Source organism: Tenacibaculum sp. MAR_2010_89, from assembly GCF_900105985.1.
GTDB classification, from domain to species: domain Bacteria; phylum Bacteroidota; class Bacteroidia; order Flavobacteriales; family Flavobacteriaceae; genus Polaribacter; species Polaribacter halocynthiae.
Genome location: NZ_FNUB01000005.1, coordinates 1,876,641 through 1,901,358 on the forward strand (window position 1 = coordinate 1,876,641; position 24,718 = coordinate 1,901,358).

At 28.7% G+C, this 24,718-nt stretch carries 25 protein-coding genes; 10 read left to right on the plus strand and 15 right to left on the minus strand.

Annotated elements, in window-relative coordinates; translation table 11 throughout:
- The first annotated feature begins 33 nt into the window (after positions 1 to 33).
- Positions 34 to 957, plus strand: coding sequence for a PorP/SprF family type IX secretion system membrane protein (locus BLV71_RS11720; RefSeq protein ID WP_093870729.1), 924 nt, complete (start codon positions 34 to 36; stop codon positions 955 to 957).
- Positions 893 to 3,100 (plus strand): OmpA family protein, encoded by a 2,208-nt coding sequence (locus BLV71_RS11725; RefSeq protein ID WP_255405183.1) that lies wholly within the window; start codon positions 893 to 895, stop codon positions 3,098 to 3,100. The genes BLV71_RS11720 and BLV71_RS11725 overlap by 65 nt, the downstream gene beginning before the upstream one ends.
- A gap of 56 nt (positions 3,101 to 3,156) precedes the next feature.
- Here BLV71_RS11725 and BLV71_RS11730 read toward each other — a convergent pair whose 3' ends face one another.
- The 9 genes from BLV71_RS11730 to BLV71_RS11770 form a co-directional block, all read right to left on the minus strand.
- Complete coding sequence (locus tag BLV71_RS11730; protein ID WP_093870730.1) at positions 3,157 to 3,354, minus strand: hypothetical protein; 198 nt, start codon at positions 3,352 to 3,354, stop codon at positions 3,157 to 3,159.
- Positions 3,355 to 3,465: 111 nt separating this feature from the next.
- Positions 3,466 to 3,732, minus strand: a complete 267-nt coding sequence (locus BLV71_RS11735) for a hypothetical protein (protein WP_093870731.1) — start codon at positions 3,730 to 3,732, stop codon at positions 3,466 to 3,468.
- Between the two features lie 94 nt (positions 3,733 to 3,826).
- Positions 3,827 to 4,519 (minus strand): HAD family hydrolase, encoded by a 693-nt coding sequence (locus BLV71_RS11740; RefSeq protein WP_093870732.1) that lies wholly within the window; start codon positions 4,517 to 4,519, stop codon positions 3,827 to 3,829.
- Complete coding sequence (kdsB, locus tag BLV71_RS11745; protein WP_093870733.1) at positions 4,512 to 5,252, minus strand: 3-deoxy-manno-octulosonate cytidylyltransferase; 741 nt, start codon at positions 5,250 to 5,252, stop codon at positions 4,512 to 4,514. The genes BLV71_RS11740 and kdsB overlap by 8 nt, the downstream gene beginning before the upstream one ends.
- Before the next feature lie 176 nt (positions 5,253 to 5,428).
- A complete protein-coding gene (locus tag BLV71_RS11750) occupies positions 5,429 to 6,577 on the minus strand; it encodes an energy transducer TonB (protein WP_093870734.1) in 1,149 nt (382 codons plus the stop codon).
- 363 nt (positions 6,578 to 6,940) lie between these two features.
- Complete coding sequence (locus BLV71_RS11755; protein ID WP_093870735.1) at positions 6,941 to 7,618, minus strand: energy transducer TonB; 678 nt, start codon at positions 7,616 to 7,618, stop codon at positions 6,941 to 6,943.
- A gap of 191 nt (positions 7,619 to 7,809) precedes the next feature.
- The gene (locus tag BLV71_RS11760; protein WP_093870736.1) at positions 7,810 to 8,739 is read right to left on the minus strand and encodes a peptidylprolyl isomerase; all 930 of its coding nucleotides are present in this window, start codon (positions 8,737 to 8,739) and stop codon (positions 7,810 to 7,812) included.
- Positions 8,740 to 8,766: 27 nt separating this feature from the next.
- Positions 8,767 to 10,356, minus strand: coding sequence for a hypothetical protein (locus tag BLV71_RS11765; RefSeq protein ID WP_255405184.1), 1,590 nt, complete (start codon positions 10,354 to 10,356; stop codon positions 8,767 to 8,769).
- A 24-nt stretch (positions 10,357 to 10,380) separates the two neighbouring features.
- On the minus strand, positions 10,381 to 11,970 hold the full coding sequence (locus BLV71_RS11770) for a peptide chain release factor 3 (RefSeq protein WP_093870737.1): 1,590 nt from the start codon (positions 11,968 to 11,970) through the stop codon (positions 10,381 to 10,383).
- A gap of 107 nt (positions 11,971 to 12,077) precedes the next feature.
- On the opposite strand from BLV71_RS11770, the gene idi reads away from it, so the two are divergent.
- Genes idi through BLV71_RS11785 form a run of 3 tightly spaced genes read left to right on the plus strand, consistent with a single transcriptional unit; the run spans position 12,078 to position 14,003 of the window.
- Entirely contained in the window at positions 12,078 to 12,599 is a 522-nt protein-coding gene (idi, locus tag BLV71_RS11775) for an isopentenyl-diphosphate Delta-isomerase (protein ID WP_093870738.1), read from the plus strand.
- A gap of 3 nt (positions 12,600 to 12,602) precedes the next feature.
- Complete coding sequence (locus BLV71_RS11780) at positions 12,603 to 13,016, plus strand: 6-pyruvoyl trahydropterin synthase family protein (protein WP_093870739.1); 414 nt, start codon at positions 12,603 to 12,605, stop codon at positions 13,014 to 13,016.
- A gap of 6 nt (positions 13,017 to 13,022) precedes the next feature.
- Positions 13,023 to 14,003 (plus strand): type I phosphomannose isomerase catalytic subunit, encoded by a 981-nt coding sequence (locus BLV71_RS11785; RefSeq protein ID WP_093870740.1) that lies wholly within the window; start codon positions 13,023 to 13,025, stop codon positions 14,001 to 14,003.
- Here the strand turns inward: BLV71_RS11785 and BLV71_RS11790 are convergent.
- From BLV71_RS11790 to BLV71_RS11805, 4 genes are all read right to left on the minus strand, one after another.
- Positions 14,000 to 14,461: a hypothetical protein gene (locus tag BLV71_RS11790; RefSeq protein ID WP_093870741.1), complete on the minus strand. Its 462-nt coding sequence runs from the start codon at positions 14,459 to 14,461 to the stop codon at positions 14,000 to 14,002. The two genes, BLV71_RS11785 and BLV71_RS11790, sit on opposite strands and share 4 nt — an antisense overlap.
- Positions 14,462 to 14,463: 2 nt before the next feature.
- Entirely contained in the window at positions 14,464 to 15,021 is a 558-nt protein-coding gene (locus tag BLV71_RS11795; RefSeq protein ID WP_093870742.1) for a hypothetical protein, read from the minus strand.
- A 30-nt stretch (positions 15,022 to 15,051) separates the two neighbouring features.
- Entirely contained in the window at positions 15,052 to 15,597 is a 546-nt protein-coding gene (locus tag BLV71_RS11800) for an RNA polymerase sigma factor (protein ID WP_093870743.1), read from the minus strand.
- Positions 15,598 to 15,658: 61 nt separating this feature from the next.
- On the minus strand, positions 15,659 to 17,101 hold the full coding sequence (locus BLV71_RS11805) for a nicotinate-nucleotide adenylyltransferase (RefSeq protein ID WP_093870744.1): 1,443 nt from the start codon (positions 17,099 to 17,101) through the stop codon (positions 15,659 to 15,661).
- 81 nt (positions 17,102 to 17,182) lie between these two features.
- Here BLV71_RS11805 and BLV71_RS11810 point away from each other — a divergent pair, with 81 nt between their 5' ends.
- A complete protein-coding gene (locus tag BLV71_RS11810) occupies positions 17,183 to 17,965 on the plus strand; it encodes an MBL fold metallo-hydrolase (RefSeq protein WP_093870745.1) in 783 nt (260 codons plus the stop codon).
- Positions 17,966 to 18,065: 100 nt separating this feature from the next.
- Positions 18,066 to 18,824, plus strand: coding sequence for a peroxide stress protein YaaA (gene yaaA, locus BLV71_RS11815; RefSeq protein ID WP_093870746.1), 759 nt, complete (start codon positions 18,066 to 18,068; stop codon positions 18,822 to 18,824).
- 35 nt (positions 18,825 to 18,859) lie between these two features.
- On the opposite strand, the gene BLV71_RS11820 is transcribed toward yaaA, so the two are convergent.
- On the minus strand, positions 18,860 to 20,287 hold the full coding sequence (locus BLV71_RS11820; RefSeq protein ID WP_093870747.1) for an L-serine ammonia-lyase: 1,428 nt from the start codon (positions 20,285 to 20,287) through the stop codon (positions 18,860 to 18,862).
- 86 nt (positions 20,288 to 20,373) lie between these two features.
- Positions 20,374 to 20,715 carry a DUF2853 family protein gene (locus BLV71_RS11825; protein WP_093870748.1) on the minus strand — a complete coding sequence of 114 codons (342 nt, stop codon included), beginning with the start codon at positions 20,713 to 20,715 and terminating at the stop codon, positions 20,374 to 20,376.
- Between the two features lie 206 nt (positions 20,716 to 20,921).
- Here BLV71_RS11825 and BLV71_RS11830 point away from each other — a divergent pair, with 206 nt between their 5' ends.
- From BLV71_RS11830 to gap, 3 genes are all read left to right on the plus strand, one after another.
- The gene (locus BLV71_RS11830) at positions 20,922 to 22,292 is read left to right on the plus strand and encodes a tetratricopeptide repeat protein (protein WP_093870749.1); all 1,371 of its coding nucleotides are present in this window, start codon (positions 20,922 to 20,924) and stop codon (positions 22,290 to 22,292) included.
- 342 nt (positions 22,293 to 22,634) lie between these two features.
- Positions 22,635 to 23,621: a 6-phosphofructokinase gene (gene pfkA / locus BLV71_RS11835; RefSeq protein WP_093870750.1), complete on the plus strand. Its 987-nt coding sequence runs from the start codon at positions 22,635 to 22,637 to the stop codon at positions 23,619 to 23,621.
- A gap of 9 nt (positions 23,622 to 23,630) precedes the next feature.
- The gene (gap, locus tag BLV71_RS11840) at positions 23,631 to 24,629 is read left to right on the plus strand and encodes a type I glyceraldehyde-3-phosphate dehydrogenase (protein WP_093870751.1); all 999 of its coding nucleotides are present in this window, start codon (positions 23,631 to 23,633) and stop codon (positions 24,627 to 24,629) included.
- Positions 24,630 to 24,718 lie beyond the last annotated feature (89 nt).

Here is a 24,718-nt window from a genome sequence, read left to right on the forward strand (position 1 = left end):
AATTATCATATTTTAAGACAATAAAACTATAAAATGAAATCATTTTCAATATTAACTTGCATACTAGGTATTTGTTTAATAACAAATACCTATTCGCAACAAGATCCGCAGTTCACTCAATATATGTTTAATACATTAAGTGTTAATCCTGCATATGCTGGTTCTAGAGGTCATGCTGTAATAACAGCTTTAGGAAGAACACAGTGGGTAGGTTTTGAAGGAGCTCCTGATACACAAAATTTAAGTTATGATACACCTATTGGTAGGTCAAAGTTGGGACTTGGATTAAATTTAGTAAATGATAAAATAGGGCCATCTCATGAAATTTATTTTGATGGAAACTTATCATATACTGTAGAGACAGGAGAAGTAGGAAATTTAGCTTTTGGACTTAGATTAGGAGGAAGGATATTAAATATTGATTGGACAAAAGGAAGATTGGTTAAAGATGAAGCTTTGTTTGCCAGTAATATTAATGGTAAATTTTTACCAACAATAGGAGCTGGTATATACTACCACGAACCTGAATGGTATATAGGTTTATCTGTACCAAATTTTATAAGAACTGAACATTATGATCAAAAATTAGCTTCTACAACAACAACAGCAGTTGAAAGAATGCATTTTTTCTTAATAGCTGGTTATGTGTTTGAATTAAATGAAAATATAAAGTTTAAACCAGCCGCGTTAGCTAAAATAGTTTCTGGTGCTCCATTGTCATTAGATGTTTCAGCTAATTTTTTATTTAATGATAAATTTAGAGTAGGTGTAGCATGGAGATGGGGAGATTCAATAAGTGCTCTATTAGGTTTTCAAGCCACTGACTCATTATTAATTGGATATGCTTATGATTTAACTACATCTAATTATAATGTAACAAATTCAGGAACTCATGAAGTTATGCTTAGGTATGACATATTTAAAGAATATAAATATAAATCACCAAGGTTCTTTTAAACTAGAAAAAGTAGAATTAATGAAATCACAAAAAATATTACTAATACTATTAATAGTAATAAGTGTTAATACAGTTTTTGCACAAAGCAGAAGAGTCGCTGATAGATATTTTGAAGAGTTTTCTTATATCCAATCAGCAGAATTATATAAATCTATAGTGGTAAAAAAAGGAGACACTTCAAAACATGTTTTAAGTAGGTTAGCTGACTCATATTACAATAATGCTAATACTGAAGAAGCATTAATTTGGTATGAGAAATTAGTGAAAATTTATAGAAATGAGGTAACGGATAGATATTTATTTAAGTATGCCCAAACTCTAAGAAGTAAAGGAGATTATAAAAAATCAGATTCTATCTTTTTAGTTTTGTCTGAAAAAAATGATAAGAGTAATAGGAAAATTGAATTAGAAAATGAAAATTATCTTCTTGATTACTCAAATAATAAAGACCAAAGAATAAGTATTAGAAATTTAGCAATTAATACTCCATATTCTGATTATGGAGGTTTTATTTTAGATGGAAATGCCTATTATACATCTGCTGCTCCAAAAAAAGGTAAAAAACAACGTTTATATAAATGGAATAATCAACCATTTTTAAATATTTACAAAGCTAAAGAAAGTATAGAAACCATAGAGGGAAATGAAAAGGATACAGTTTTAGAGTTAAATAATCATAAAATTTTACCTGAGCCTATTACTACAAGATATCATGAAGGTAAACCTGTTTTTACTAAAGATGGTAAAACTGTTTATTTTACAAGAAATAATTTTGATGGTAAAAGATTAAATAATGATAAGAGAAGATCTGTTAATTTAAAAATATATAGAGCTTCATTAGTAAATGGAGTGTGGAGTAATGTACTTGAATTACCTTTTAATAGTAATGAGTATTCTACAGGGCATCCAGCTTTAAGTCCTGATGAAAAATTATTATATTTTGTTTCTGATATGCCAGGAGGTTTTGGAGCATCTGATATTTATAAGGTAAAAATCAAAGAAAACGATGCATTTGGTAAACCTATTAATTTAGGTGATAAAGTAAATACTTCTGATAAAGAAAAATTTCCTTTCATTGGAAATGATAATACGTTGTATTTTTCTTCAGACGGGCATTTAGGGTTAGGATTACTAGATGTTTTTCAAACTAAAATTAAAAACGATTCAACTTTTACAAAAGTTACTAATTTAGGAGAGCCTTTTAACAGTAAAAGAGATGATTTTGCTTTTTATATTCATGAAGATGGTAAAAAAGGTTTTTTCTCATCTAATAGGAAAAAGGGAAAAGGAGATGATGATATTTATAGTTACTATATATATACAACACCTTCAATTTGTACGAAAACTATAACAGGTACTGTTGTTGATGCTAAAACCGGTGATATTATACCTGATGCTATATTAAAATTAGTAAATGCTTCAGGTGAAGTAATGCATGAAACTATTTCTGATATTTCTGGTAATTATAAATTTGAAAAAGTATTATGCGACTCAAAATATGTTATTAAAGCAAGTAAATTAGATCATAGACCAGATCAAAAACCTATTGATACTATGTCTAAAGAAATTGAAGTTGTAAAAGTTGATTTAAAACTTATTCCTTTAATAATAGGAGATCAAATTGTTATAAACCCAATTTATTTCGATTTTAATAAATCATTTATTAGAGAAGATGCCGAATATGAGCTGGAAAACATTGTTACAGTAATGAAAAATCATCCTGAAATTGTAATAAAAATAGAGTCTCATACTGATAGTAGAGGTAAAGATGCCTACAATAAGTTTTTATCAGACAAAAGGGCAAAATCTACAAGAGATTATATTATATCAAGAGGCATACCTAAGAATAGTATAGAAAGCGCTGTAGGGTACGGTGAAGAGCAGTTATTAAACAATTGTAATAATGCTAATCAAAGAAAGTGTTCAGAAAAGGAACATCAAGTAAATAGAAGATCATATTTTTATATTGTTAAAGGAAAAGATAGAATACAAGCTAAGCAACAGGCAGAAAAAATTAAAGTAAAAAAAAGAATAAGTAAGCGTAATAGTTACTTAATGTTTTTAAGAAATAATTTTAAATCAAATGGAAATAATCCAAGTCAAAATAAATGTACAAAAGATAGTGATTGTGAAGAAAAATAAAAAATGATAGTATTAATTAAAAAAGGAAGGTATTTTAAAATACCTTCCTTTTTTTTTTAATTTCTAACTATTGACATGCAGACATAAAGCTCCGGCTTGTTTGCCGTAAATTCTTTAAGCCAAATTGTTAATTCATTAATTTCGTGAGGAAGTAATCGATTTAAAGCTTTCTTTAATTCCTTACAAAACAAATCAGAGTTAAAACTTACTTTTTTAAGTACCGTTTTAGTGTAGTCATACATAGCTCTTGCCATTTTAAGGGGATTTGAGTTATAATTATTAATCGTAATTTACGAAAAAATATTATGTGAACAATGTTAAAGTTAAGCAAAAAAAAGCCAGCTTTAAAAAAACTGGCTTTTTGATTATAAACTATTTACTTTTTGTATAAGTTCTTTAGCTTTGATTTCTAGGTCTTTACTAATGTTTTTGAAATGACTTTTTTTGTTTTCAATATTTTTAGCATGTACGTTATCTAGTAAACCATCAAATGTAGCGATTGCTTCATCTATAATTGCTTCAGATTTTGCTGTATCTTCTTTAGGGTTTAATAGCTCCCATACATAACATTCTTCAATGATATCCCCTAAGGTATAATTAATATCTTTCTTTAAGTTTTTTATACTTGCCATAATTATAAATTTGATGCAAATTTACTAGTTTTTATTCTTTTAATATCAAATAAAATACGAAATAAAACCTATTTTATAAAATACTCGATAAACATTACAATGAATTTAAAATATCAGTAATTTTTGTGTAGGATTTATAATTGAGATTAGTTGTGTCTTGAGTTACTTTCTCATGTTCCCAAGTAGTATGAAAAGGAATATGAATTGCAGAAGCACCAATATTTAATAAAGGTAGAACATCTGACTTTAAAGAATTACCTATCATTAAAAACTCACTAGCTTGAATATCTAAATGGTTAATTAATTTAGTATAATCATTTTCTTTTTTTTCACTCATTACTTCAACATGATGAAAGTATTTAATTAAGCCAGACTTTTCTAATTTTCGTTCTTGATCTAATAAATCACCTTTTGTAGCAACAATTAATTTATAATCTCTTTTTAAACTATTTAAAACATCTATTACACCATCTAAAATTATAACAGGTTTTTGTAACATTTCTTTACCTATATTTATTATTTTACTAATAGTTTTTTGATTAATAGTATTATTAGAAAGTTCTAAAGCACATTCTATCATTGATATAACAAATCCTTTAATTCCATAGCCATAAATTGGCAAGTTTTCAATCTCTTTTTTATATAACTCTTGATGTATTTTATTTTCTGTTTCGTAATTTGATAATAGAGTAGCGAAAGCATTTTCAGCTTCTCTAAAATAAGTTTCATTTACCCAAAGTGTATCATCAGCATCGAAAGCTATAACTTTAATTTGTTTTTTAATCATTTTGTTTAGATAAATATTTTTTTGCTTTTTCTAAATCTTCAGGAGTATCAATACCAATACTTTCAATAGTAGTTTCTATCATTTTAATTTTTTTGCCAACTTCTAAATACCTGATACATTCTATTTTTTCAGCAGTTTCTAAAGGAGTCATAGGTGTGTTATAAAAATCTAATAAAGCTGATTTTCTAAATGCATAAACCCCTTTGTGCTTGAAGTATGTAATACTTTGATCCTTTTCCCTATGAAAAGGAATAACACTTCTAGAAAAGTATAATGCAAAGTTATTTGCATCAGTAATTACTTTTACATTATTAGGGTTTTCAATCTCTTCTCTTTCTTTTATAGCAACTTTTAAAGAAGCTAAATCAATAATGTGTTTTGTATCTTCTTTGAAAACAGCTATTAGTTTTTTTAAAGATATAGTGTCAATAAAAGGTTCATCACCTTGAACATTTACAACAATGTCAGTTTCTATGTTTTCTACAGCTTCAGCTATTCTATCAGAACCGCAATCATGCTCTCTTTTACTAATAATAACTTTTCCATTTATATTATGTATTGTTTGAGATATAATTTCAGAATCTGTTACAACATAGACATCATCAAAAAGTTTCGATTTAAGAGCAGCTTCATAAGTTCTAACTATTACAGGCTTTCCTGCTAAGTCTTTCATTAATTTTCCTGGAAATCTTGAAGCTTGATATCTTGCAGGTATCATTGCAATAATATTCATAAGTTTTTATCTAAAATAATTTCAAATATACCATTTTATAGGTTGAATATTATAATTGTTTCGTGAAGTATAAAATTTAGGAAAATAAATAGGAGGGAAGAATAATAATTAAAAAATCCCGAAACAATTAAGTTTCAGGATTTTTATTTATATTATATGATGAATTTTGATAAACCTTAATCGTTTAATTTAAAGTTGATAGGTATAGTATATTGAACATTAGCTAACTCTCCATTTTGTTTTCCAGGAATAAATGTAGGTAATTTAGTTACCATTCTTTTAGCTTCTAATTCTAAAAGGTGTCCATCTTTAGGCCCTCTCATTTGAACATTTCTAACTTTACCTTCTTTACTAATTACAAAAGTAACCCATACTCTTCCTTCAATATTTTTTCTTGCAGCAACTTCTGGATAGTTAAAGTTTCTTTGAATATGACTAATCATTCTTTCATTAAAACAATTTAACCTTTCAAAATCAGAAGCATTAGCACATGCTTTAAATTGAGGAATAGATTGAACTTTATTAAATTTGATGATATTAGTAAGACGAGCTTCCTTAACAACTGGTGCTGCTTTCTTAACAGGTGCTTTCTTAATAACTTTTCTAGCTACTACTGCTCTTTTAGTTTTAGCTTTTCCTTTAGAACCTGGAACTTTAAAAGTAATTGGAATACCATACTTTACTTTTACTACTTTTCCATTGTGTTTCCCAGGGATGAATTTAGGTAATTCAGTTACTAACCTCTTAGCTTCCTTTTCCAATAATTCTCCACCTTTAGGACCACGCATTCTTATATCTTGTACAGCTCCATTTTCATTGATAGTAAATTGAACTAATACTCTTCCTTGAATTTCATTCTTTAAAGCTTCTTCAGGATATTTAAAGTTTTTTAAGATATGCTTATTCATTTGCTCTTCAAAACATTTTGCTTGCTTGATTAAAGGCTGGCTTTCACATTTTGAAAATAATGGAATCTCTTCAACTATGTTAAATGGAATCTTTTTAAGAGCTTCTCCTGAGTCTTCAAGTTCTAACTTACCAACTAACAACGTTTTTTTCTTAACGTTAGCTAATTGATGAGAATTATTTGAACCTCCAATAGCAGAAACGGCTGATTTGTTTTTACGAACAACACGTCTTCTTGTAGAAACTTCAATTGATACTTGTTTTTTTGCTGAACCATCAGCACCTTTTACTTCTTCTACTGCACACTTAGTAATACTATTTGGGTCAGCTATACTTTCGTCTGGAGTAGCACATTGCTCTTGAGCTGTAGCTATAAAAGAAAATAATATAGCTATAATTAACAAGGGGAATCTCATCATAATCTTGCTTAATTTAGGGGTTAATAATTTTGATTAACATTGTAAACATAATAAAACAAATTTTAAATTCAAAGAAAAATAACAATTACTTTACTGTTAAATTAATATTTATTTTACCTACTTTAAAAATACCTTTCAAAGTAATGTTCTATTATTATGACGCAAAAATATGTAAAAAGTTACAAAAACAAGTAATTATTTGTTTAAAAATTAACTAGTTATGTTTTTTATTATCTTTTTTTATTCATTTTCCCTTTGTTTTAAAGGAGTCTTGTAATAATCGTTGAAAATATTTTTTTTACGTTTTTTTTTGAAGAAATTTATTTTTTAACTTTTTTTTTCAAATTTATGGCTGTTTTTAATTTACTCGCTTGTTAAGTTAATAGGAAAAACATAATCAACATTAACAGGTAGCCCATTAACTTTACCAGGTTGTAAACTAGGGAGTTTTGATAATGTTTTAATGACTTCTTCTTTTAATTTGTTGCTCTTCTTTGAACTTATTATTTGTGGCTCTTTTATACTTCCATCAATAGCAATTTTAAAACGTATAATCACTTTTCCAGAAATATTATCTTCGACTATTGATTCAGGATCAAAGTTTTTAATAAAATGTTTTTGCATATTATTTTTAAAACATTTAATATTTTCTATTTTATCTCCGTTTGAACATGATGGAAATAAAGGTACTTCATCAACAAGTTTGAATAGCACACTTTTGGTGTTTAGTTTATTTTTAGTGGTACTCGAGGTATTAATTAAAGCTTGTTTTAAATTATTATTTAAGCTTAAATTTGATTTAATACGTTTAGGAGTTGTTTTAAACCTACTAGTAATTCTTTTTCTTGATGAAATTGAGGTTCTAGTTATTTTTCGTTGTGTTGGTTTTACTTTTTTTTCTTTAGTGTTTTCTATTTCACATTTACTGATAGATATACTATTTAAATCGGTTATGGTTTCTTCAGATGATTTACATACTTCTTGACTAAAACCATTTAATGATAATAATAAAAAGATTGATGTTAATAAATTTGCTTTCATGATTTATGGGGCTTACTTGGTTGATGTAAATTTCTCTTTTTTACATCGAAAAGCCTTTACCTTAATATCATAAATGCATTAATTAATGTTATGCTTAATGTTAGGAATGTTAATTTAAAATTAATAGAATATTTATAAAAAAATAAAACTCCCATTAAATGAGAGTTTTATACAATAGTATGTTTATTTAATTATTTTACGTTCATTAATTCAACGTCAAAAATTAATGTCGCGTTAGGAGGTATGACCCCACCAGCACCAGCTTCACCATAAGCTAAGTTTGACGGTATAACTAAACGAGCTTTATCTCCAACTTTTAATAATTGAATTCCTTCATCCCATCCAGCAATTACTTGACCAACGCCAATAGCAAAATCAATAGGTTGTTTACGTTTGTATGAAGAATCAAAAACAGTTCCATCTAACAATTGACCTTTATAATGAACAGAAACTGTTGCTCCTTTAGTAGCTTGTTTACCATCGCCTTGTTGTAAAACTTTGTAACGTAGCCCACTATTAGTTTCATCATATCCAGCAGCCACAGAGTCTAATAATTCTTTTTGTTTAGCTTTTTCTTGTTCTTCACGCTTTTCTCTAGCTCCTTCAAAAGACCTAAAAGCTTCAACTGCGTTGAAAGCTTCTGCAGTATCACCTACACGAATTATTTCTACATTCATTTCGTCTTCTTGGGCTACAGCATCAACTACATCTTGTCCTTCAATAACACTTCCAAAAACAGTATGTTTACCATCTAACCAAGGAGTAGCTACATGCGTAATGAAAAACTGAGAACCATTTGTTCCTGGTCCAGCATTTGCCATAGATAATTTACCAGGAGCATCATGTTTTAATTCAGGATGAATTTCATCATCAAATTTATAACCTGGATTTCCTGTTCCTGTTCCTTGTGGGCAACCACCTTGAATCATAAAATCAGGAATAACACGGTGAAACTTTAATCCATTATAATAAGGAGTTCCTTGAGGTTTTGCTGAATTTTCTAGGTTACCTTCTGCTAAAGCAACAAAATTACCAACTGTACCAGGTGTTTTTTCGTATTCTAAATTCACTAAAATATTCCCTTTAGAAGTAGTGAACTTTGCATAAATTCCGTTATTCATCTTTTTAATTTTAAAAACTATTTTACATTATTTTGAAACGGACAAACTAGCAAAATTGAAGTTAAATCCGATATTAATATTTGTTGATTTTACATTGCCAAAAGGCGAATATAATTTACCGCCAGAGGCAGTAATTGAAAAATTATTTGTGATATTATAATTTAAACCAGCTGTAGGTCTTATAATAATACCTTCATCTGTATCAACTCCAGCGCCGCCAGCAGCTCCAGCAGTAAGATCTAAAAAGGCATTTAGTTTATTATTAAAAAAGGTATTAGTTTTAAAACCTAATCCAACTAATCCATGAGCATAACCACCAGATTGACCTTCATAAGCAAAGCCAGCTTCACCAATTAAATAGATGTTTTTGGTTAAATCATAGTTAAATTGTAAAGCCAATAATTGTAAATCTACTGAGTATATTTTATTTGGAGGGTCTTTTTTAGCAACATTAAAGTAAGATTGATTTTCCATACTTAATGTGATACCTTTAGTTTTAAAAGTAGCTGTTTCGTTGTTAGAAGATGTTTTAGTACCACCGTTTAATCCTATATATTTTACACCAAAACCAAGAGTATAAGCTTCTAGGTCTCCAGCTAAAGCTCTATAATAACCACCATGTCCACTTAAAGCAAAATTGTTAGATAGTTTTAAGTCCATTCCAATAGATGGGTATATCATTAAACCACCTTCAGGAGCAATTCGTCCACCTGCAGCACCAACTCCTAGCTTAGTAAACAAATTAATATATTTAGATTGGTATGGATGGTATCCAGCACCTATAAATAAATCCATAAAACCAGCACGTAAACCTTTGTAAATGGCATCTGTATGTGCAAATAAGAAGGTGTTTTCGTTTAAATATTTTTGATACTCAAAACCAAGTACATATAAGGTTTCTGTTAAAGGAGTACGATCATCTTTTTTAGATTTACCAAAAGGAATGAAAAAATCAAAGCGTACTTGTTGTACATTTTTAACTGTTGAACGTTTCCAGAAATTATTAGAAGAGAGGTTTGAATTAATAAAATTTTGATGAGCTGTATCATAATTAGAAAAACGTAATAGGCTTGGGATTTCTAAAAAAAATGAAACAGAATTGCTTTTTATTTCTCCAGAGTAAAAATTTACATGACTATATTGGACGCCAAAAGAGTAGTTGTTTTTTTTATATTGTAAACCAATGTTTGGATTAATAAAAGCACCATCGTTAACATAAATTCTATAACCACCACCTCCACCAAAGTGGAAATTAGCATCAAAATATAGATTTCTATATAGTTGTTTATTAATTCCTAGCTCAACACCTAAAGTAAATAAACCACCCTGATCTCCTGTTAAAGCAGCATGCATTGCAGCTCCACCATATAACCAATCATTGAATGGCATTTGATAATGTAAGCCCATCATTCCCATAGTTGGTTTCAAATCAGGGAACTTATTTGAAGGCATCTGAACAGGAATAAAGTTTAATCGAACTTTATTATGTAATTCCTTTCCTTTCAAAAGAGATAAATTTTCTTGTGAAAAAGTAAAAGAAGTAAATAGTAACAAAAAACTGAAAAGGAACAATTTATTTTTTGTTGTCTCAATATTAATTAATGTTTTTACTATCATAATAACTTACATTTTTAATATTATTTACTGAAATTCACTTGTGAAATGTAATTTTACACTAGGATATTTACTTTGAGTCATTTGAATAGTAAAAGCAGAATCAGCTAAAAATACCAACTGACCTTGTTTGTCTTTTGCTAAATAACGTTGTTTAACACGTTTGAATTCTTTGAATTCTTCATTTTTAGGGTCTTCAGGTTGTACCCAACAAGCTTTGTGTACTGAAATATTTTCATAAGAACATTTAGCACCATATTCATGCTCCAAACGATATTGTATTACTTCATATTGTAAAGCTCCAACAGTACCAACAATTTTACGTCCGTTCATATCCATTGTAAATAATTGAGCAACACCTTCATCCATTAACTGATCTAAACCTTTGTATAGTTGCTTGGCCTTCATTGGATCAGCATTGTTTACATAACGGAAATGTTCAGGAGAAAAACTTGGTATTCCTTTGAAATTAAGTTGTTCACCTTCTGTTAAAGTATCTCCAATTTTAAAGTTTCCAGTATCATGTAAACCAACAATATCACCAGGGAAAGATTCATCTACAATTTCTTTTTTTTCTGCAAAAAAGGCATTAGGGCTAGAGAATTTTACTTTCTTTTTATTTCGTACATGTAAATAAGGAGTGTTTCTTTTAAAAGTACCTGATACAATTTTTATAAAAGCTAAACGATCACGATGTTTAGGGTCCATATTTGCATGTATTTTAAATACAAAACCGGTTAGTTTCTCTTCTTTAGAATCTACTAAACGTTCCTCAGCTTTTTTAGGTTGTGGCTGTGGTGCAATATCAATAAAAGCGTCTAATAATTCTTTAACTCCAAAATTATTTAAAGCAGAACCAAAAAACACAGGTTGTAATTTTCCTTCTAAGTATTCTTGTTGATTAAATTCAGGGTATATTCCATATACCATTTCAATTTCCTCTCTTAGTGTTTCAGCAGCATCTTCTCCTATAATTTTATCTAATTCTGGATTTGTAACATCATCAAATTGAACACCTTCAGAAATAGTTGTTTTGTTTTCTCCAGAAAAGATATTAAGTTTCTTTTCCCAAATATTATAGATTCCTTTAAAATCATACCCCATACCGATAGGGAAACTCATAGGAGTTACATGAAGACCTAACTTTTGTTCAACTTCATCTAACAAATCAAAAGCGTCTTTTCCTTCACGGTCTAATTTATTGATAAATACAAGCATAGGTATGTTTCGCATCCTACAAACTTCAACAAGTTTTTCCGTTTGAGGTTCAACTCCTTTAGCAACATCAATCACAACAATAACGCTATCAACAGCAGTTAAAGTTCTAAAAGTATCTTCAGCAAAATCTTTATGTCCAGGTGTATCTAGAATATTAATTTTCTTATCTTTATAAATAAAAGCCAATACAGAAGTAGCAACAGAAATTCCTCTTTGACGTTCAATCTCCATAAAATCAGAAGTGGCTCCTTTTTTTATCTTATTATTTTTTACAGCACCAGCTTCTTGAATTGCCCCACCAAATAATAATAATTTTTCAGTTAAGGTTGTTTTTCCAGCATCTGGATGTGATATAATTCCGAACGTACGTCTTCTCTGTATTTCTTCTAAAAAACTCATCTATAAATTTTAAGGTTGCAAAGATACATTTAATTATAAAACCGTTCAAAGTATTAATTGTTGAACTGCTGTCAATTTTGTAAGTTTGCTTTCATTAATATCGACAAATGAAAGAACAGGTAATTTTAGTTGATGAACAAGACAATCCTATTGGATTAATGGAAAAAATTGAAGCTCATGAAAAAGCATTATTACATCGTGCTTTCTCTGTTTTTGTTTTTAATAACAAAGGTGAGTTAATGTTACAACAAAGAGCTAAAGAAAAATATCATTCACCTTTACTCTGGACAAATACATGTTGTTCTCATCAACGAGATGGAGAAACTAATATTGAAGCAGGTAAGCGTCGTTTACAAGAAGAAATGGGGTTTGTTTGTGATTTAGAAGAGGTTTTTAGTTTTATATATAAAGCCCCTTTTGATAATGGTTTAACTGAGCATGAATTAGATCATGTACTTGTTGGTAAGTTTAATGATGTTCCATTAATCAATAAAGCAGAGGTGGAAGCTTATAAATGGATGCCATTGCAAGAGGTGAAAAATGATATTGATAAGAAACCAGAAATTTATACTGAATGGTTTAAGATAATTTTTAAAGAATCTTACGAAAAAATTTATAAATTTATATAAATTATGCCAAAAGTTACTGTACATAGAAAAGCTCATTTTAATGCTGCCCATAGATTATATAACAAAGAATGGTCAGATGAAAAGAATGTTGAAATTTTCGGAAAATGTAACAACCCTAATTATCATGGACATAATTATGAGTTAATCGTATCTTTATCTGGTGAGATTGATAAAGAAACTGGGTATGTTTATGACTTAGGAAAATTAAAAGAATTAATTAAAACAGAAATAGAGGATGTTTTTGATCATAAAAACTTAAATTTAGATGTTAAAGAATTTATGAATATAAACCCTTCAGCTGAAAATATAGCTGTTGTAATTTATAATAAGTTGCGATTGAAAATAGAAAATGAATTTGATTTAAAAATTACATTATACGAAACCCCTAGAAATTACGTAACCTATAGCGGTGAATAAAATTATATGATAGACCAATTACTTAGATTTAAACCTATATTAAAACAAAAAATATGGGGAGGAGAGAAATTAAAAACTGTTTTAAATAAGATAACGGAAGAAGATTCTGTTGGAGAAAGTTGGGAAATTTCAGATGTAAGAGGAGATGAATCGGTAGTAAGTAATGGTGAGTTTATAGGTAAAACTTTAAAAGAACTTTTAAAAAACTATAAAAGTAGTTTAGTTGGAGAAAGTGTTTATAAAGATTTTAAAGATGATTTTCCTTTATTGATTAAATATATTGATGCCAAAGAAGTATTGAGTGTACAATTGCATCCAAATGATAATATGGCTAAACAAAGGCATGATTCTTTTGGTAAAACAGAAATGTGGTATGTAATGCAAGCGGATGAGAAATCTAATATTATTGTTGGTTTTCAAAAAGATTCAAACGAAGAGGAATATCTTCATCATTTAAAAAATAAATCATTACTAGAAATTTTAAATATAGATGAAGTTTCTAAAGGAGATGTATATTTTATTCCACCAGGTAGAGTCCATGCGATTGGTGGTGGAGTTTTAATTGCAGAGATACAACAAACATCAGATATAACGTATAGAATTTTTGATTGGGATAGAAAAGATAAAGATGGTAGTTATAGAGAGTTGCATACAGATAAAGCTTTAGAAGTTATAAATTACAAATCACAAGTTTCTTATAAAACTGATTATGTGAAAAAACAAAATGAAACAACTAAAGTTGTTTCATGTGTTTATTTTACCACTAATGTATTACCTGTAAAAGGTAAATTATCTATAAATCACTACGAAAAAGATAGCTTTGTTATTTACATGTGTGTAGCTGGTAATGTAACCTTTACTTATAAAAATCAAATTGAAAAACTAACAATGGGACAAACAATTATGATTCCTGCTTGTTTAAAAGATTTTGTTATTAGTTCACCAGAAGAATCAGAATTATTAGAGGTTTTTATGCCAAAACATTAATGTTTTTTCCTTTTATTATGATGTAGCTTTTTCATTATTTTCCATTTAAACTCGTGTTCAGCAACTTCAAGTGTTAGTGCTTTTTTATACGATAAGAATGATGATAGTTTATCAAAGAATAAATTTTTTAAAACGGTTTTCTTTTTATTTATTGATTTTATTTTTAATAATATTTTTTTAGCATCTTCTTCGGAAATGCTTTCAAAATCACCGTTTTTAGAAATTCTCTTTTTTATTTTGTAGCGCTCTTCTTTATGAAGTTGTCTCATTTTTTTACTATAGTCATTATATATAGGCCAAAATTTTTGAGCTTCATTTTCAGTTAAGTTAAGTTTTTCTGTTATGTAAGCTATTTTATAAGCTTGTATCTTACTTTGTTTTTTTCTTTTAAATTGAGCTTGCGAATAGAAGCTAGAAAAAAGAAAAAATATAGCGATAAGTAGTGTTTGTTTTTTCATTTTTATTCTATTTCATTAAAAATTGTACTGTTTTCAATAGTATTTAAATATTCTTCTATGTTATCGTTATTTAATTCAATAGAAGTAATTATGTCTTCTTCAAGGTTCAAATTCGTTGAGTTAATAGCTAATGACAAATCTTCTTCTGTAGTATTTATATAACCATTTTCATACCACTCTTCAATATCAGCTGTAGTTATATTATTAAAATCGATAATTTCATTAGTAGTATTGAAATTAAAATAAGTATAGCTTAAAAAAATAAGAACACAAGCAGCTACTGCAGTAGGGATAAGTTGTATTGTTTTTTTATATATTGATATTACTTTACTCTTAGGTTGTTTTTCAATATTAGTTATTTTATTTATAATTGAATTTTCTAAGTCTTCAAAATAATTATCAGGTGTTTTAAAAGGATGTTTTTTGCTTAAAGCTGGATTACTATCAACCAATATTTTTTGTTCAAGTTTTTCAAAATAATTTTCAGGAACAGTAAAACCATTAACCTTATTGGTTTGGTTAGTTATGTATTTTATGCTATCCTTTATATTATTGTTCATGTTTATTTGACTTACTTTTTATAAAAAGGTTTAATTACTATTTTTAATATATGCCTCAATTTTTTTTACGGCATGATGATATGATGCTTTAAGGCCTCCAATACTTAAGTTTAAGATTTCTGAAATTTGATTGTATTTCATGTTGTCAAAATACTTCATATTAAAAACTAATTGTTGTTGTTGAGGGAGAGTAGCTATAGCTTTTTGAAGAATTATTTGAATTTCATCTCCATTAAACCAATAATCACCATTTAAGTTAGAAGTTAATTCTTGTTGATAATCATTTATATCAACACTTTTACTTTTTGCTTTTTTGTTTATAAAGGTAATAGCTTCATTAGTAGCTATTCTGTACATCCAAGAAAATAGTTTACTATCTCCTTTGAATGAATCAATGTTTTTAAATACTTTGATAAAAGTATTTTGTAAAACATCATCAGCATCAGCATGTATTAAAACAATCTTTCTGATATGCCAATACAACCGTTCTTTGTATTCGGATATTAGACTTTTAAACGCTATTTCTTTTGTAGAAGCGTCTTGCAGTTGATTAATAAATGTTATTTCGTCTGTCAACCAATTTAGTTTAGCTGTTAGACCATAAATTTATTAAAAGGTTTAATTTAAATGCGAAATTTTATTTTCTTTTTTTGAAGAAACCAAACAGGCGTTTTTCTTTAATGGTTTCAGAAACTCCTTTCGGAAGCATTTCTTGCCAACCTTCTTCGTCTTCTTTTATCATTTTTAAAACTTTACGAGAAAAGATACTTAGAATTTCAGGGTTAAACCCTTTAATGTCTACTAGTTTACCATTTGATTTGAAGAACTTATAAAGTTCTTTTACACGTGGGTGAACTTTTAAGTTTTCACTTGTTATATATTCACCTGATTCTTCTTCTTTATAAGGATACATATAAACTTTTAAATCTCTATAAAAAAGTTTACCAAATGCTTCAAGAATTCCACCACTTAAACTTCGGTAGTACTTCTCGTCAAAAATTTGAATAAGATTGTTTACTCCCATAGCTAAAGCCATACGTTCTTTGGTAAATTCACTAAAATATTCAACCAACTTGAAATATTCTTGATAATCGGTAATCATTACGTTTTGACCAAGTGAACATAATAATTCAGCTCTGTCTAAAAAGTCACGTTCATTAATTTTACCTTCAGCTTTAAGGTTACTTAAGGTAATTTCAAAAATTATTTGAGTTTTCTCAGGATCTACTTTCTTTTCGGCTAAAAATAATTCTTTAGACTTTTGAAACATATCCATATTTACTTTAGTTACAGGTCTAAAGCTACCACGTAGAGCAAGTATGTTACGTTTGTATAATACTTGAGCAGGCAATAAATTGTTACCATCAGAGTCAAACATTACGGCGTTAGTCATACCGTTTTTAACTAATTGTAAACTCATTAATCGATTATCAACATACATAAACCTTGGTCCAGAAAAGTTGATCATATCAATTTCTAAACGATCTTTATCTATATTGTCATAAAAAGATTTAAGTAGTTCTTTAGGGTTGTCATTTAAGTAAAAAGCTCCATAAACTAAGTTTACACCTAAAACACCTAGAGTTTCTTGTTGTAATCTTGCATCAGTTTCTTTAAAACGTAAATGCAAAACGATTTCGTTATAGTCTTCTAAAGGATCAAGTTGAAAACGGATACCAACCCAGCCATGTCCTTTAAATTTTTTAGAAAAGTTTATAGTAGCTACGGTATTTGCATAACTAAAAAAAAGTTTATCTGGATGTTTTTGACGATCTAAACGTTCTTCAATTAAATCCATCTCATGCCTAAGCATTTTTTTTAATCTAGCTTCCGTAACATATCGATTATCTTTTTCAATACCATAAATAGCATCAGAGAAATCTTTATCATAAGCACTCATTGCTTTTGCAATTGTACCAGAAGCACCACCAGCTCTGAAAAAATTACGAACAGTTTCTTGTCCTGCTCCAATTTCGGCAAAAGTACCATAAATATGAGCATTTAAATTGATTTTTAAAGCTTTAGTTTTGGTAGTTTGAACCGTGTTTATTTTTTGATCTCCCTTTAACGTAATTGCCATTTTGTTATTTTTTGTTACGTGAAGCAAATGTACTGAAAATTGAAACTATCAGTCAATTTTTATCGTATTTTTGTGTTAACCATGAGTAAAAAAAAACAAATAAAAGTAACTTTTTTAGGAACAGGCACTTCAACAGGTGTTCCAATGATTACAAGTAACCACCCTGTAGCGTTTTCAAAAGATTTTAGAGATAAAAGGTTGAGGTCATCAATAATGATTTCTTGGGATAATGTTAACTATGTTATTGATTGTGGACCAGATTTCCGACAACAAATGATTCGTGAAAATGTTCAATCAATAAATGGAATATTATTTACTCATGAACATTCTGATCATATTGCTGGATTTGATGATATAAGACCTTTTGGATTTCGAATGGGAAAAGTACCTATATATGTAACAGATAGAGTGCTTAAAGCATTGCAAAAAAGGTACGATTATGTTTTTGTTACTGAAAATAAATATCCAAGTGCACCAACGGTTGAGGTAATTCCTGTTTCTCATAAAAAAGTATTTGAATTAAATGAGGTTACGGTTACACCTGTAGAAGTTTTACATGGAAGTTTACCTATTTTAGGGTATCGTTTTGATAATATAGCTTATATCACAGATATTAAAACTATTTCTATTGAAGAAAAAATAAAACTACAAAACTTAGATGTTTTAATAGTAACTGGATTAAGAAAAGAACCACATGCAACACATTTCAATATAGAAGAGGCATTAGCTTTTATTAAAGAATTGAAACCTAAAAAAGCATATTTAACTCATATAAGCGAGCTGTTAGGGTTTCATGAAGAAGTAGAGAAAGAATTACCTAATAATGTGTTCTTAGCATATGATGGATTAAATGTTAGTGAATAGATAGATTTTAATGATAAAGGAATAAAATTTAATTAGTACAAAAACAACATTTAGTTTGTAAACATTTATACCTTTAAGAACTGTAAAAAGATAGTTACCAATGAAAATTATAATATCACCTGCTAAATCGTTAGACTTTGAAACAAAAGCAACAACAAGCTTATATTCAGAGCCTAGATTTTTAGATAAATCAGAAAAATTAAATAAAAAACTAAGAACATTATCAAAGAAAAAAATATCAGAATTAATGAAAATATCTGATGATTTGGCAATGTTAAATTATGAAAGAAACCAAGAATGGGAGCTTCCTTTTACATTAGAAAATGCTAAACAGGCTATTTATGCTTTTACAGGTGAAGTTTTTAGAGGGGTAGATGTTGTTACTTTACCTGAAATAAAAGTGCCTATTTTACAAGATAAACTAAGAATTTTGTCTGGATTATATGGTTTACTAAAACCTCTTGATTTAATTCAGCCGTATAGGTTAGAAATGGGAACTAGATTAAAAGTAGGAAGAGCAGATAATTTATATAAATTTTGGGATGACCAATTAGCAAATTCACTAAATGAAGAATTAGATAATAATGAGTTATTAATAAATTTGGCAAGTTCTGAATATTTTAAAGCAGTGCCTAAAAAAGTATTGAAAGTACCTATGATAACTCCAGTTTTTAAAGATTTTAAAAATGGTCAATATAAAACTATCATGACATATGCAAAAAAAGCTAGAGGACTAATGGTGCGCTATATAATAGAGAATGATGTTGAAACATTAGAAGAGTTGAAAGGGTTTAATGTAGATGGATATGGTTTTTCTGAAGAAATATCTACAAAAACAGATTTAGTTTTTACAAGGTAGAAAAAAGCACTCTTAGAAAGAGTGCTTTTTTATTTTTAACAATCAGCTAAACCAACAGTAATTGCTAAACCTCCTTCAGAGGTTTCTTTGTAATTTCTATTCATGTCTTTAGCGGTTTCCCACATGGTGTCTATAACTTTATCTAAAGGAACTAAAGAGTCTTCAGGATTAGTTTCTAAAGCTAACTCAGCGGCATTTATTGCTTTTATAGCTCCCATAGCATTACGTTCAATACAAGGAATTTGAACTAAACCACCAATAGGATCACAAGTTAAACCAAGGTGATGTTCCATAGCTATTTCTGCGGCTACTAAACATTGAGATGGAGTACCTCCTAAAAGCTCAGTAAGGGCTCCAGCAGCCATTGCAGATGAAACTCCAATTTCAGCCTGACAGCCTCCCATTGCTGCAGATATAGTAGCGTTTTTCTTAAATACACTTCCAATTTCACCAGCAACTAGTAAGAATTTTTTGATGTGTTCAAAGTCGGCATTATGATTTTCTATAACTAAGTAATACATTAAAACTGAAGGTATAACTCCAGCGCTTCCATTTGTTGGAGCAGTAACAACTCTTCCTAGAGAGGCATTTACTTCATTAACAGCCAATGCACAACAACTAACCCATTTTAAAATTTCTCTAAACTTAACTTCTGTACTTCTTATAGCAGTAATCCATTCATCTTTATTTGTATAAGCAGCCTCCTTAATTAACTTTTTATGAGTTTCAAACGCTCTTCTTTTTACATTTAAACCTCCAGGTAATGTACCTTTAGTGTGGCAACCAATATACATACACTCAAGCATTGTGTTCCAAATACGTAATAATTCAGAGTCAATTTCTTCTTCAGTTTTTAAAACTAATTCGTTTTGTAAAACAATTTCAGAGATTTTTTTGTTTTTTGAATTACAATAATCTTCTAGCTCAGAGGCTCTGTTTATAGGGAAAGGGAAGTTTTGTTTGTTAATCTCAGTAGTGGTTGAAGTTTTAACTTCTTCTTGAATAACAAAGCCACCACCTATAGAATAATAAGTCTCACTAGATATTTCATTTTTTTCTTTAGAAAAAGCTCTGAAAGTTAAACCATTAGAGTGAAAAGGTAAAAAGTCTTTGTTGAAAATGACTTGGTTAATTGAGAAATTTAAAACTTTTTCAGCGTTGAAATTAAGGGTGTTAGTTTTCTTTATTTCAGAGATAATATGTTCTATATTATCAATAGGGATATATTCAGGATCAGTTCCACTTAAACCTAATAGAACAGCTAAATCAGTAGCATGTCCTTTTCCTGTTAAAGATAAAGATCCGTAAAGATCAACTTTTATAGAGGAAACGGTTTCTATAAGTTCGTCTTTTTTTAGTTTTTGAATCCATTGTTGAGCAGCTCTCCATGGACCTAAGGTGTGCGAGCTTGAAGGCCCTACACCAATTTTTAACATATCAAAAACGCTAATAAATTGTGACATAGTAATTAGTTGTTTGTAACGGGCTAAAATAAAAAAATCCTGCATTAATACTAACGCAGGATCTATTTTTTAAAAAAGAAAAAATATTACATTCCGTAAACAGATTCTTTGTCAAATTTCTTTGTTAGCATGTAGTATACTACAGCACGGTATTTATTTCTTTCAGATTTTCCAATTCGTTCCATAACTTCATTGATTGCTTCGTCTAATTTTGGACCATCAGCTAAACCTAATTTTTTTATCAAAAAGTTCTTTTTTACTGTTTCTAATTCTTTTGCATCAGAACCAGATACAGTTTCTGCATCTTTTTTATAAATAGAAGGACCTAATCCTTTTGTAACTGCTTTTAATAAATCAGTATTTGAACGAATGTCTCTGTCGTCCATAAATTTTTTATACAATTCTACTTTTTCGTCAAATTTACTCATGATTTTTTGTTTGAAAATTAAATTTTTATTCTGTTTGAATTTTTAATCCATTCAAATATAGAAAAATAATTTATTGTTTCAAATTAGTTTAGGGTATTATGTTTAGCAGTTATAATTGTTAATTATTTTGTTAACAATAAAAGTAAACAAACGTTTTTAGGCATTGTTGTTGTTGTAAATTTATATATAATTCAAATCAAAAGCCTATGCCTGTATCAAAATTTGAATCCATGTTAAAAACAAATAGCGTTTATTTTTTCGATGCTACAGAGTTTGAGTATATTATAGAACATTATTTAAACATTGGTAAACACTCATTGGCAAAAAAAGCAGTGAAGTTAGGTTTAGAACAGCACCCTAGTTCAATCCAATTAAAACTAATGCAAGTAGAATTGTTGATTTTTGATGGAGAACTACCGTCGGCAATTCAACTATTAGGAGAGATTGAAGCTGTTGAGCCTCACAATGATGAAGTATTTATACAAAAAGCCACGATTTTATCTAAAAAAAATAAACACAAAGAAGCAATAGAGGTTTTAAAAGAGTCTTTAGAATATGTTGAAGGCCCTGAAGATATTTGGTCTATGATGGGGATGGAGTATCTATATTTAGATGATTATGAAAATGCTCGTTTAAATTTTGCTAAGTGTATTGATGTTGACTATGAAGATTATTCATCACTTTATAATATTGTTTATTGTTTTGAAATGGAACAAAATAGTGAAGAAGCAATAAAGTTTTTAAATAGTTATATAGATAAAAACCCATACAGTGAAGTTGCTTGGCATCAATTAGGAAGGCAATATTTTGAAATTAAGATGTATAATAAAGCTTTAGAGTCTTTTGATTATGCTGTTATTATTGATGAAGCTTTTATAGGTGGGTATTTAGAAAAAGCTAAAACGCTTGAAAAGCTTGAGAAATATGAAGATGCAATCGATAATTATTTAATAACATTAGAGTTAGATGATCCAACTGCATACGCATATATAAGAATTGGTGAATGTTATGAGAAATTAGGGAACGTTTCTACAGCAATTCATTTTTATAAAAAGGCTGTTCATGAAGATCCTTTATTAGATAGAGGATGGATGATGTTAACTAATGCATGTTATACTAATAAAAATTATCCTAAATCTTTATATTATGTAAATAAAGCAATTCAAATAGATGAAGAAAATGCACTTTATTGGAGGAAATATGGAGATATAAATTTGAAACTAAATTTTTATGAAGAAGCAGTAAAAGCTTTTTACAAATGTATAGATTTAGGTGATAAAGAAATTGAAATATATGTAGCTCTAGCAGATATTTTATTGTTTTTAGGTGATTTTAATGATGCATTGGTTGTGTTGATTAAAGCTAAAAAAATATATAAAGAATTTGCTGAAATAGAATATCGTTTATGTGGTTTGTTTATGATTCTAGATAAAGAAGAGTACAGTTTAACACATTTAAAAAACGCGTTAGCTATAGATTATGAATATAATTTTATAATCAAAGAATTGTACCCGACAGTTTTTCAAAACATAAAGGTAAAAGAAATAATAAATAATTTTAAAAGAGTAGTTAAGTAGTTTCATTCTTTTAAATAGTAAAGTTTGATATTCCCTTTTTCGTAAATAGATAAAGGGTTTTTTTGTGCCTTTTTTTATTTCAATTAGAATATGAAGATAAAATACTTTATTTAATAGTTTAAAAAATAAACTAAAGCTAAAAAGGGACTATTAAAAATGATCAGTAACTATTATAATTTATTTTAACAGATTAATAAGAAGAAAAATTAATTTTTCTTTTTTAAATTTATACTTAAATATTTAATATAAAATAGTGTGTTTTTAACAACTAAAACCGAAAACGGTTTCGTTTTTTTTTGTTGAACCGCTCTAAAAAACAACTAGATTTGATACTATAATTTTATGGCAAAAAGAATAAAAAAAATAGCAGTAATGACTTCTGGAGGAGATTCTCCAGGAATGAACGCAGCAATAAGGTCAGTAGTTAGGGCTTGTGCTTATTACAGAACGGAATGTGTAGGAGTTTATAGAGGTTATCAAGGAATGATTGAAGGAGACTTTACATTAATGACAGCTAGAAGCGTGAATAATATAATTCATAAAGGAGGAACTATTTTGAAATCAGCTCGGTCAAAAGAATTTATGACTGTTGACGGTAGGAAAAAGGCTCATGAAAACTTATTAGAGCATAATATTGATGCATTAGTGGTGATAGGTGGAGATGGTTCCTTTACAGGAGGAGTTGTTTTTAATAAGGAGTATAATTTCCCTGTAATTGGTATACCAGGAACAATTGATAACGATATTCATGGAACATCACACACGTTGGGATATGATACAGCTTTAAATACAGCAATGGATGCTATTGATAAAATAAGAGATACAGCATCATCTCATGATCGATTATTTTTTGTAGAGGTAATGGGAAGAGATGCTGGGTTTATTGCTTTAAATGCTGGAGTTGGAGCTGGAGCAGAAGAAATATTAATTCCAGAAGAAGATTTAGGACTAGATAGAATGCTTGAGTCTCTTAAGAAGAGTAAAAGATCTGGAAAGTCATCAAGCATTGTGGTTGTAGCTGAAGGAGATAAATCTGGTAAAAACGTATATGAATTAGCTAATTATGTTGAAGAGAACTTACCAGAATATGAAGTAAGAGTTTCTGTGCTTGGTCATATGCAACGAGGAGGGTCTCCAACTTGTTTTGATAGAGTTTTAGCAAGTAGGTTAGGAGTAAAGGCAGTGGAGCTCTTAATAGATGGTAATTCAAACTTAATGGTTGGTTTAAAAAACAATGAAGTAATAGCAACTGATTTAGAAAAAGCAATAAAAGGGATACAAAATATAGATATGGAACTCCTGCGAGTTTCTGATATTATGACGACTTAAATAAATATTATGATAAAAATAGGGATTAACGGATTCGGTAGAATAGGTAGATTAGCATTTAGATCTGCAGTAAAACGGACAAATGTACAAGTAGTGGCTATAAATGATTTAATTGATGATGTAAATTATTTAGCATACATGCTTAAACATGATTCAGTTCATGGAGATTTTGACGGTACTGTAGAGGTTGTTGACAATAAATTAATTGTTAATGGAAATCATATTAGAACAACTGCTGAACGTAATCCTGAAAATTTAAAATGGAATGAAGTCGATGCAGAATATGTTATTGAAAGTACAGGTTTCTTTACATTAAAAGAAAAAGCAAAAATGCACATTACAGGAGGTGCTAAAAAAGTAGTTATTTCTGCACCATCTCCAGATGCTCCAATGTTTGTAATGGGGGTGAATAATAAAGAATTAAAAAAAACTGATACTATTTTTTCAAATGCATCATGTACTACAAATTGTTTGTCTCCAGTAGCTAAGGTATTAAATGATAATTTTGGAATAGAAGAAGGGTTAATGACTACGGTACATGCTTCAACTGCTACACAAAGAACAGTTGATGGACCTTCTTTAAAAGATTGGAGAGGTGGAAGAGCTGCAATGCATAATATAATACCTTCGTCTACAGGTGCTGCAAAAGCAGTAGGGAAGGTGATACCAGAACTGTCAGGGAAACTTACAGGAATGGCTTTTAGAGTTCCTACAATGGATGTTTCAGTGGTAGATTTAACTGTTAGGTTAAAAAAAGAAGCAAGTTATAATGATATTAAAAAAACAATGTTAAAGGCATCTGAAAATGAAATGAAAGGTGTTTTAGGGTACACAGAAGAAATGGTGGTTTCTCAAGATTTTGTAGGTGATACTAGAACTTCTATTTTTGACGCAAATGCAGGGATAGCTTTATCAGATAATTTTGTAAAAATAATCTCTTGGTATGATAATGAGATAGGATATTCAACTAAAATAGTTGATTTAGTAGAGTATTCTGCATCTTTATAAAGTATTATTAAATCTTTTATTAAAAACTGATAGGAATTTAACTCCTATCAGTTTTTTTATTTTTATAAGCTTTATATTTGTAATAGTTA

Excerpts from the sequence above, each read along its gene's own strand:
- BLV71_RS11720 (WP_093870729.1), top strand. The coding sequence starts at position 34 with ATGAAATCATTTTCAATATTAACTTGCATACTAGGTATTTGTTTAATA.
- BLV71_RS11725 (WP_255405183.1), top strand. The coding sequence starts at position 893 with ATGAAGTTATGCTTAGGTATGACATATTTAAAGAATATAAATATAAAT.
- BLV71_RS11730 (WP_093870730.1), bottom strand. The coding sequence starts at position 3,354 with ATGGCAAGAGCTATGTATGACTACACTAAAACGGTACTTAAAAAAGTA.
- BLV71_RS11735 (WP_093870731.1), bottom strand. The coding sequence starts at position 3,732 with ATGGCAAGTATAAAAAACTTAAAGAAAGATATTAATTATACCTTAGGG.
- BLV71_RS11740 (WP_093870732.1), bottom strand. The coding sequence starts at position 4,519 with ATGATTAAAAAACAAATTAAAGTTATAGCTTTCGATGCTGATGATACA.
- kdsB (WP_093870733.1), bottom strand. The coding sequence starts at position 5,252 with ATGAATATTATTGCAATGATACCTGCAAGATATCAAGCTTCAAGATTT.
- BLV71_RS11750 (WP_093870734.1), bottom strand. The coding sequence starts at position 6,577 with ATGATGAGATTCCCCTTGTTAATTATAGCTATATTATTTTCTTTTATA.
- BLV71_RS11755 (WP_093870735.1), bottom strand. The coding sequence starts at position 7,618 with ATGAAAGCAAATTTATTAACATCAATCTTTTTATTATTATCATTAAAT.
- BLV71_RS11760 (WP_093870736.1), bottom strand. The coding sequence starts at position 8,739 with ATGAATAACGGAATTTATGCAAAGTTCACTACTTCTAAAGGGAATATT.
- BLV71_RS11765 (WP_255405184.1), bottom strand. The coding sequence starts at position 10,356 with ATGATAGTAAAAACATTAATTAATATTGAGACAACAAAAAATAAATTG.
- BLV71_RS11770 (WP_093870737.1), bottom strand. The coding sequence starts at position 11,970 with ATGAGTTTTTTAGAAGAAATACAGAGAAGACGTACGTTCGGAATTATA.
- idi (WP_093870738.1), top strand. The coding sequence starts at position 12,078 with ATGAAAGAACAGGTAATTTTAGTTGATGAACAAGACAATCCTATTGGA.
- BLV71_RS11780 (WP_093870739.1), top strand. The coding sequence starts at position 12,603 with ATGCCAAAAGTTACTGTACATAGAAAAGCTCATTTTAATGCTGCCCAT.
- BLV71_RS11785 (WP_093870740.1), top strand. The coding sequence starts at position 13,023 with ATGATAGACCAATTACTTAGATTTAAACCTATATTAAAACAAAAAATA.
- BLV71_RS11790 (WP_093870741.1), bottom strand. The coding sequence starts at position 14,461 with ATGAAAAAACAAACACTACTTATCGCTATATTTTTTCTTTTTTCTAGC.
- BLV71_RS11795 (WP_093870742.1), bottom strand. The coding sequence starts at position 15,021 with ATGAACAATAATATAAAGGATAGCATAAAATACATAACTAACCAAACC.
- BLV71_RS11805 (WP_093870744.1), bottom strand. The coding sequence starts at position 17,101 with ATGGCAATTACGTTAAAGGGAGATCAAAAAATAAACACGGTTCAAACT.
- BLV71_RS11810 (WP_093870745.1), top strand. The coding sequence starts at position 17,183 with ATGAGTAAAAAAAAACAAATAAAAGTAACTTTTTTAGGAACAGGCACT.
- yaaA (WP_093870746.1), top strand. The coding sequence starts at position 18,066 with ATGAAAATTATAATATCACCTGCTAAATCGTTAGACTTTGAAACAAAA.
- BLV71_RS11820 (WP_093870747.1), bottom strand. The coding sequence starts at position 20,287 with ATGTCACAATTTATTAGCGTTTTTGATATGTTAAAAATTGGTGTAGGG.
- BLV71_RS11825 (WP_093870748.1), bottom strand. The coding sequence starts at position 20,715 with ATGAGTAAATTTGACGAAAAAGTAGAATTGTATAAAAAATTTATGGAC.
- BLV71_RS11830 (WP_093870749.1), top strand. The coding sequence starts at position 20,922 with ATGCCTGTATCAAAATTTGAATCCATGTTAAAAACAAATAGCGTTTAT.
- pfkA (WP_093870750.1), top strand. The coding sequence starts at position 22,635 with ATGGCAAAAAGAATAAAAAAAATAGCAGTAATGACTTCTGGAGGAGAT.
- gap (WP_093870751.1), top strand. The coding sequence starts at position 23,631 with ATGATAAAAATAGGGATTAACGGATTCGGTAGAATAGGTAGATTAGCA.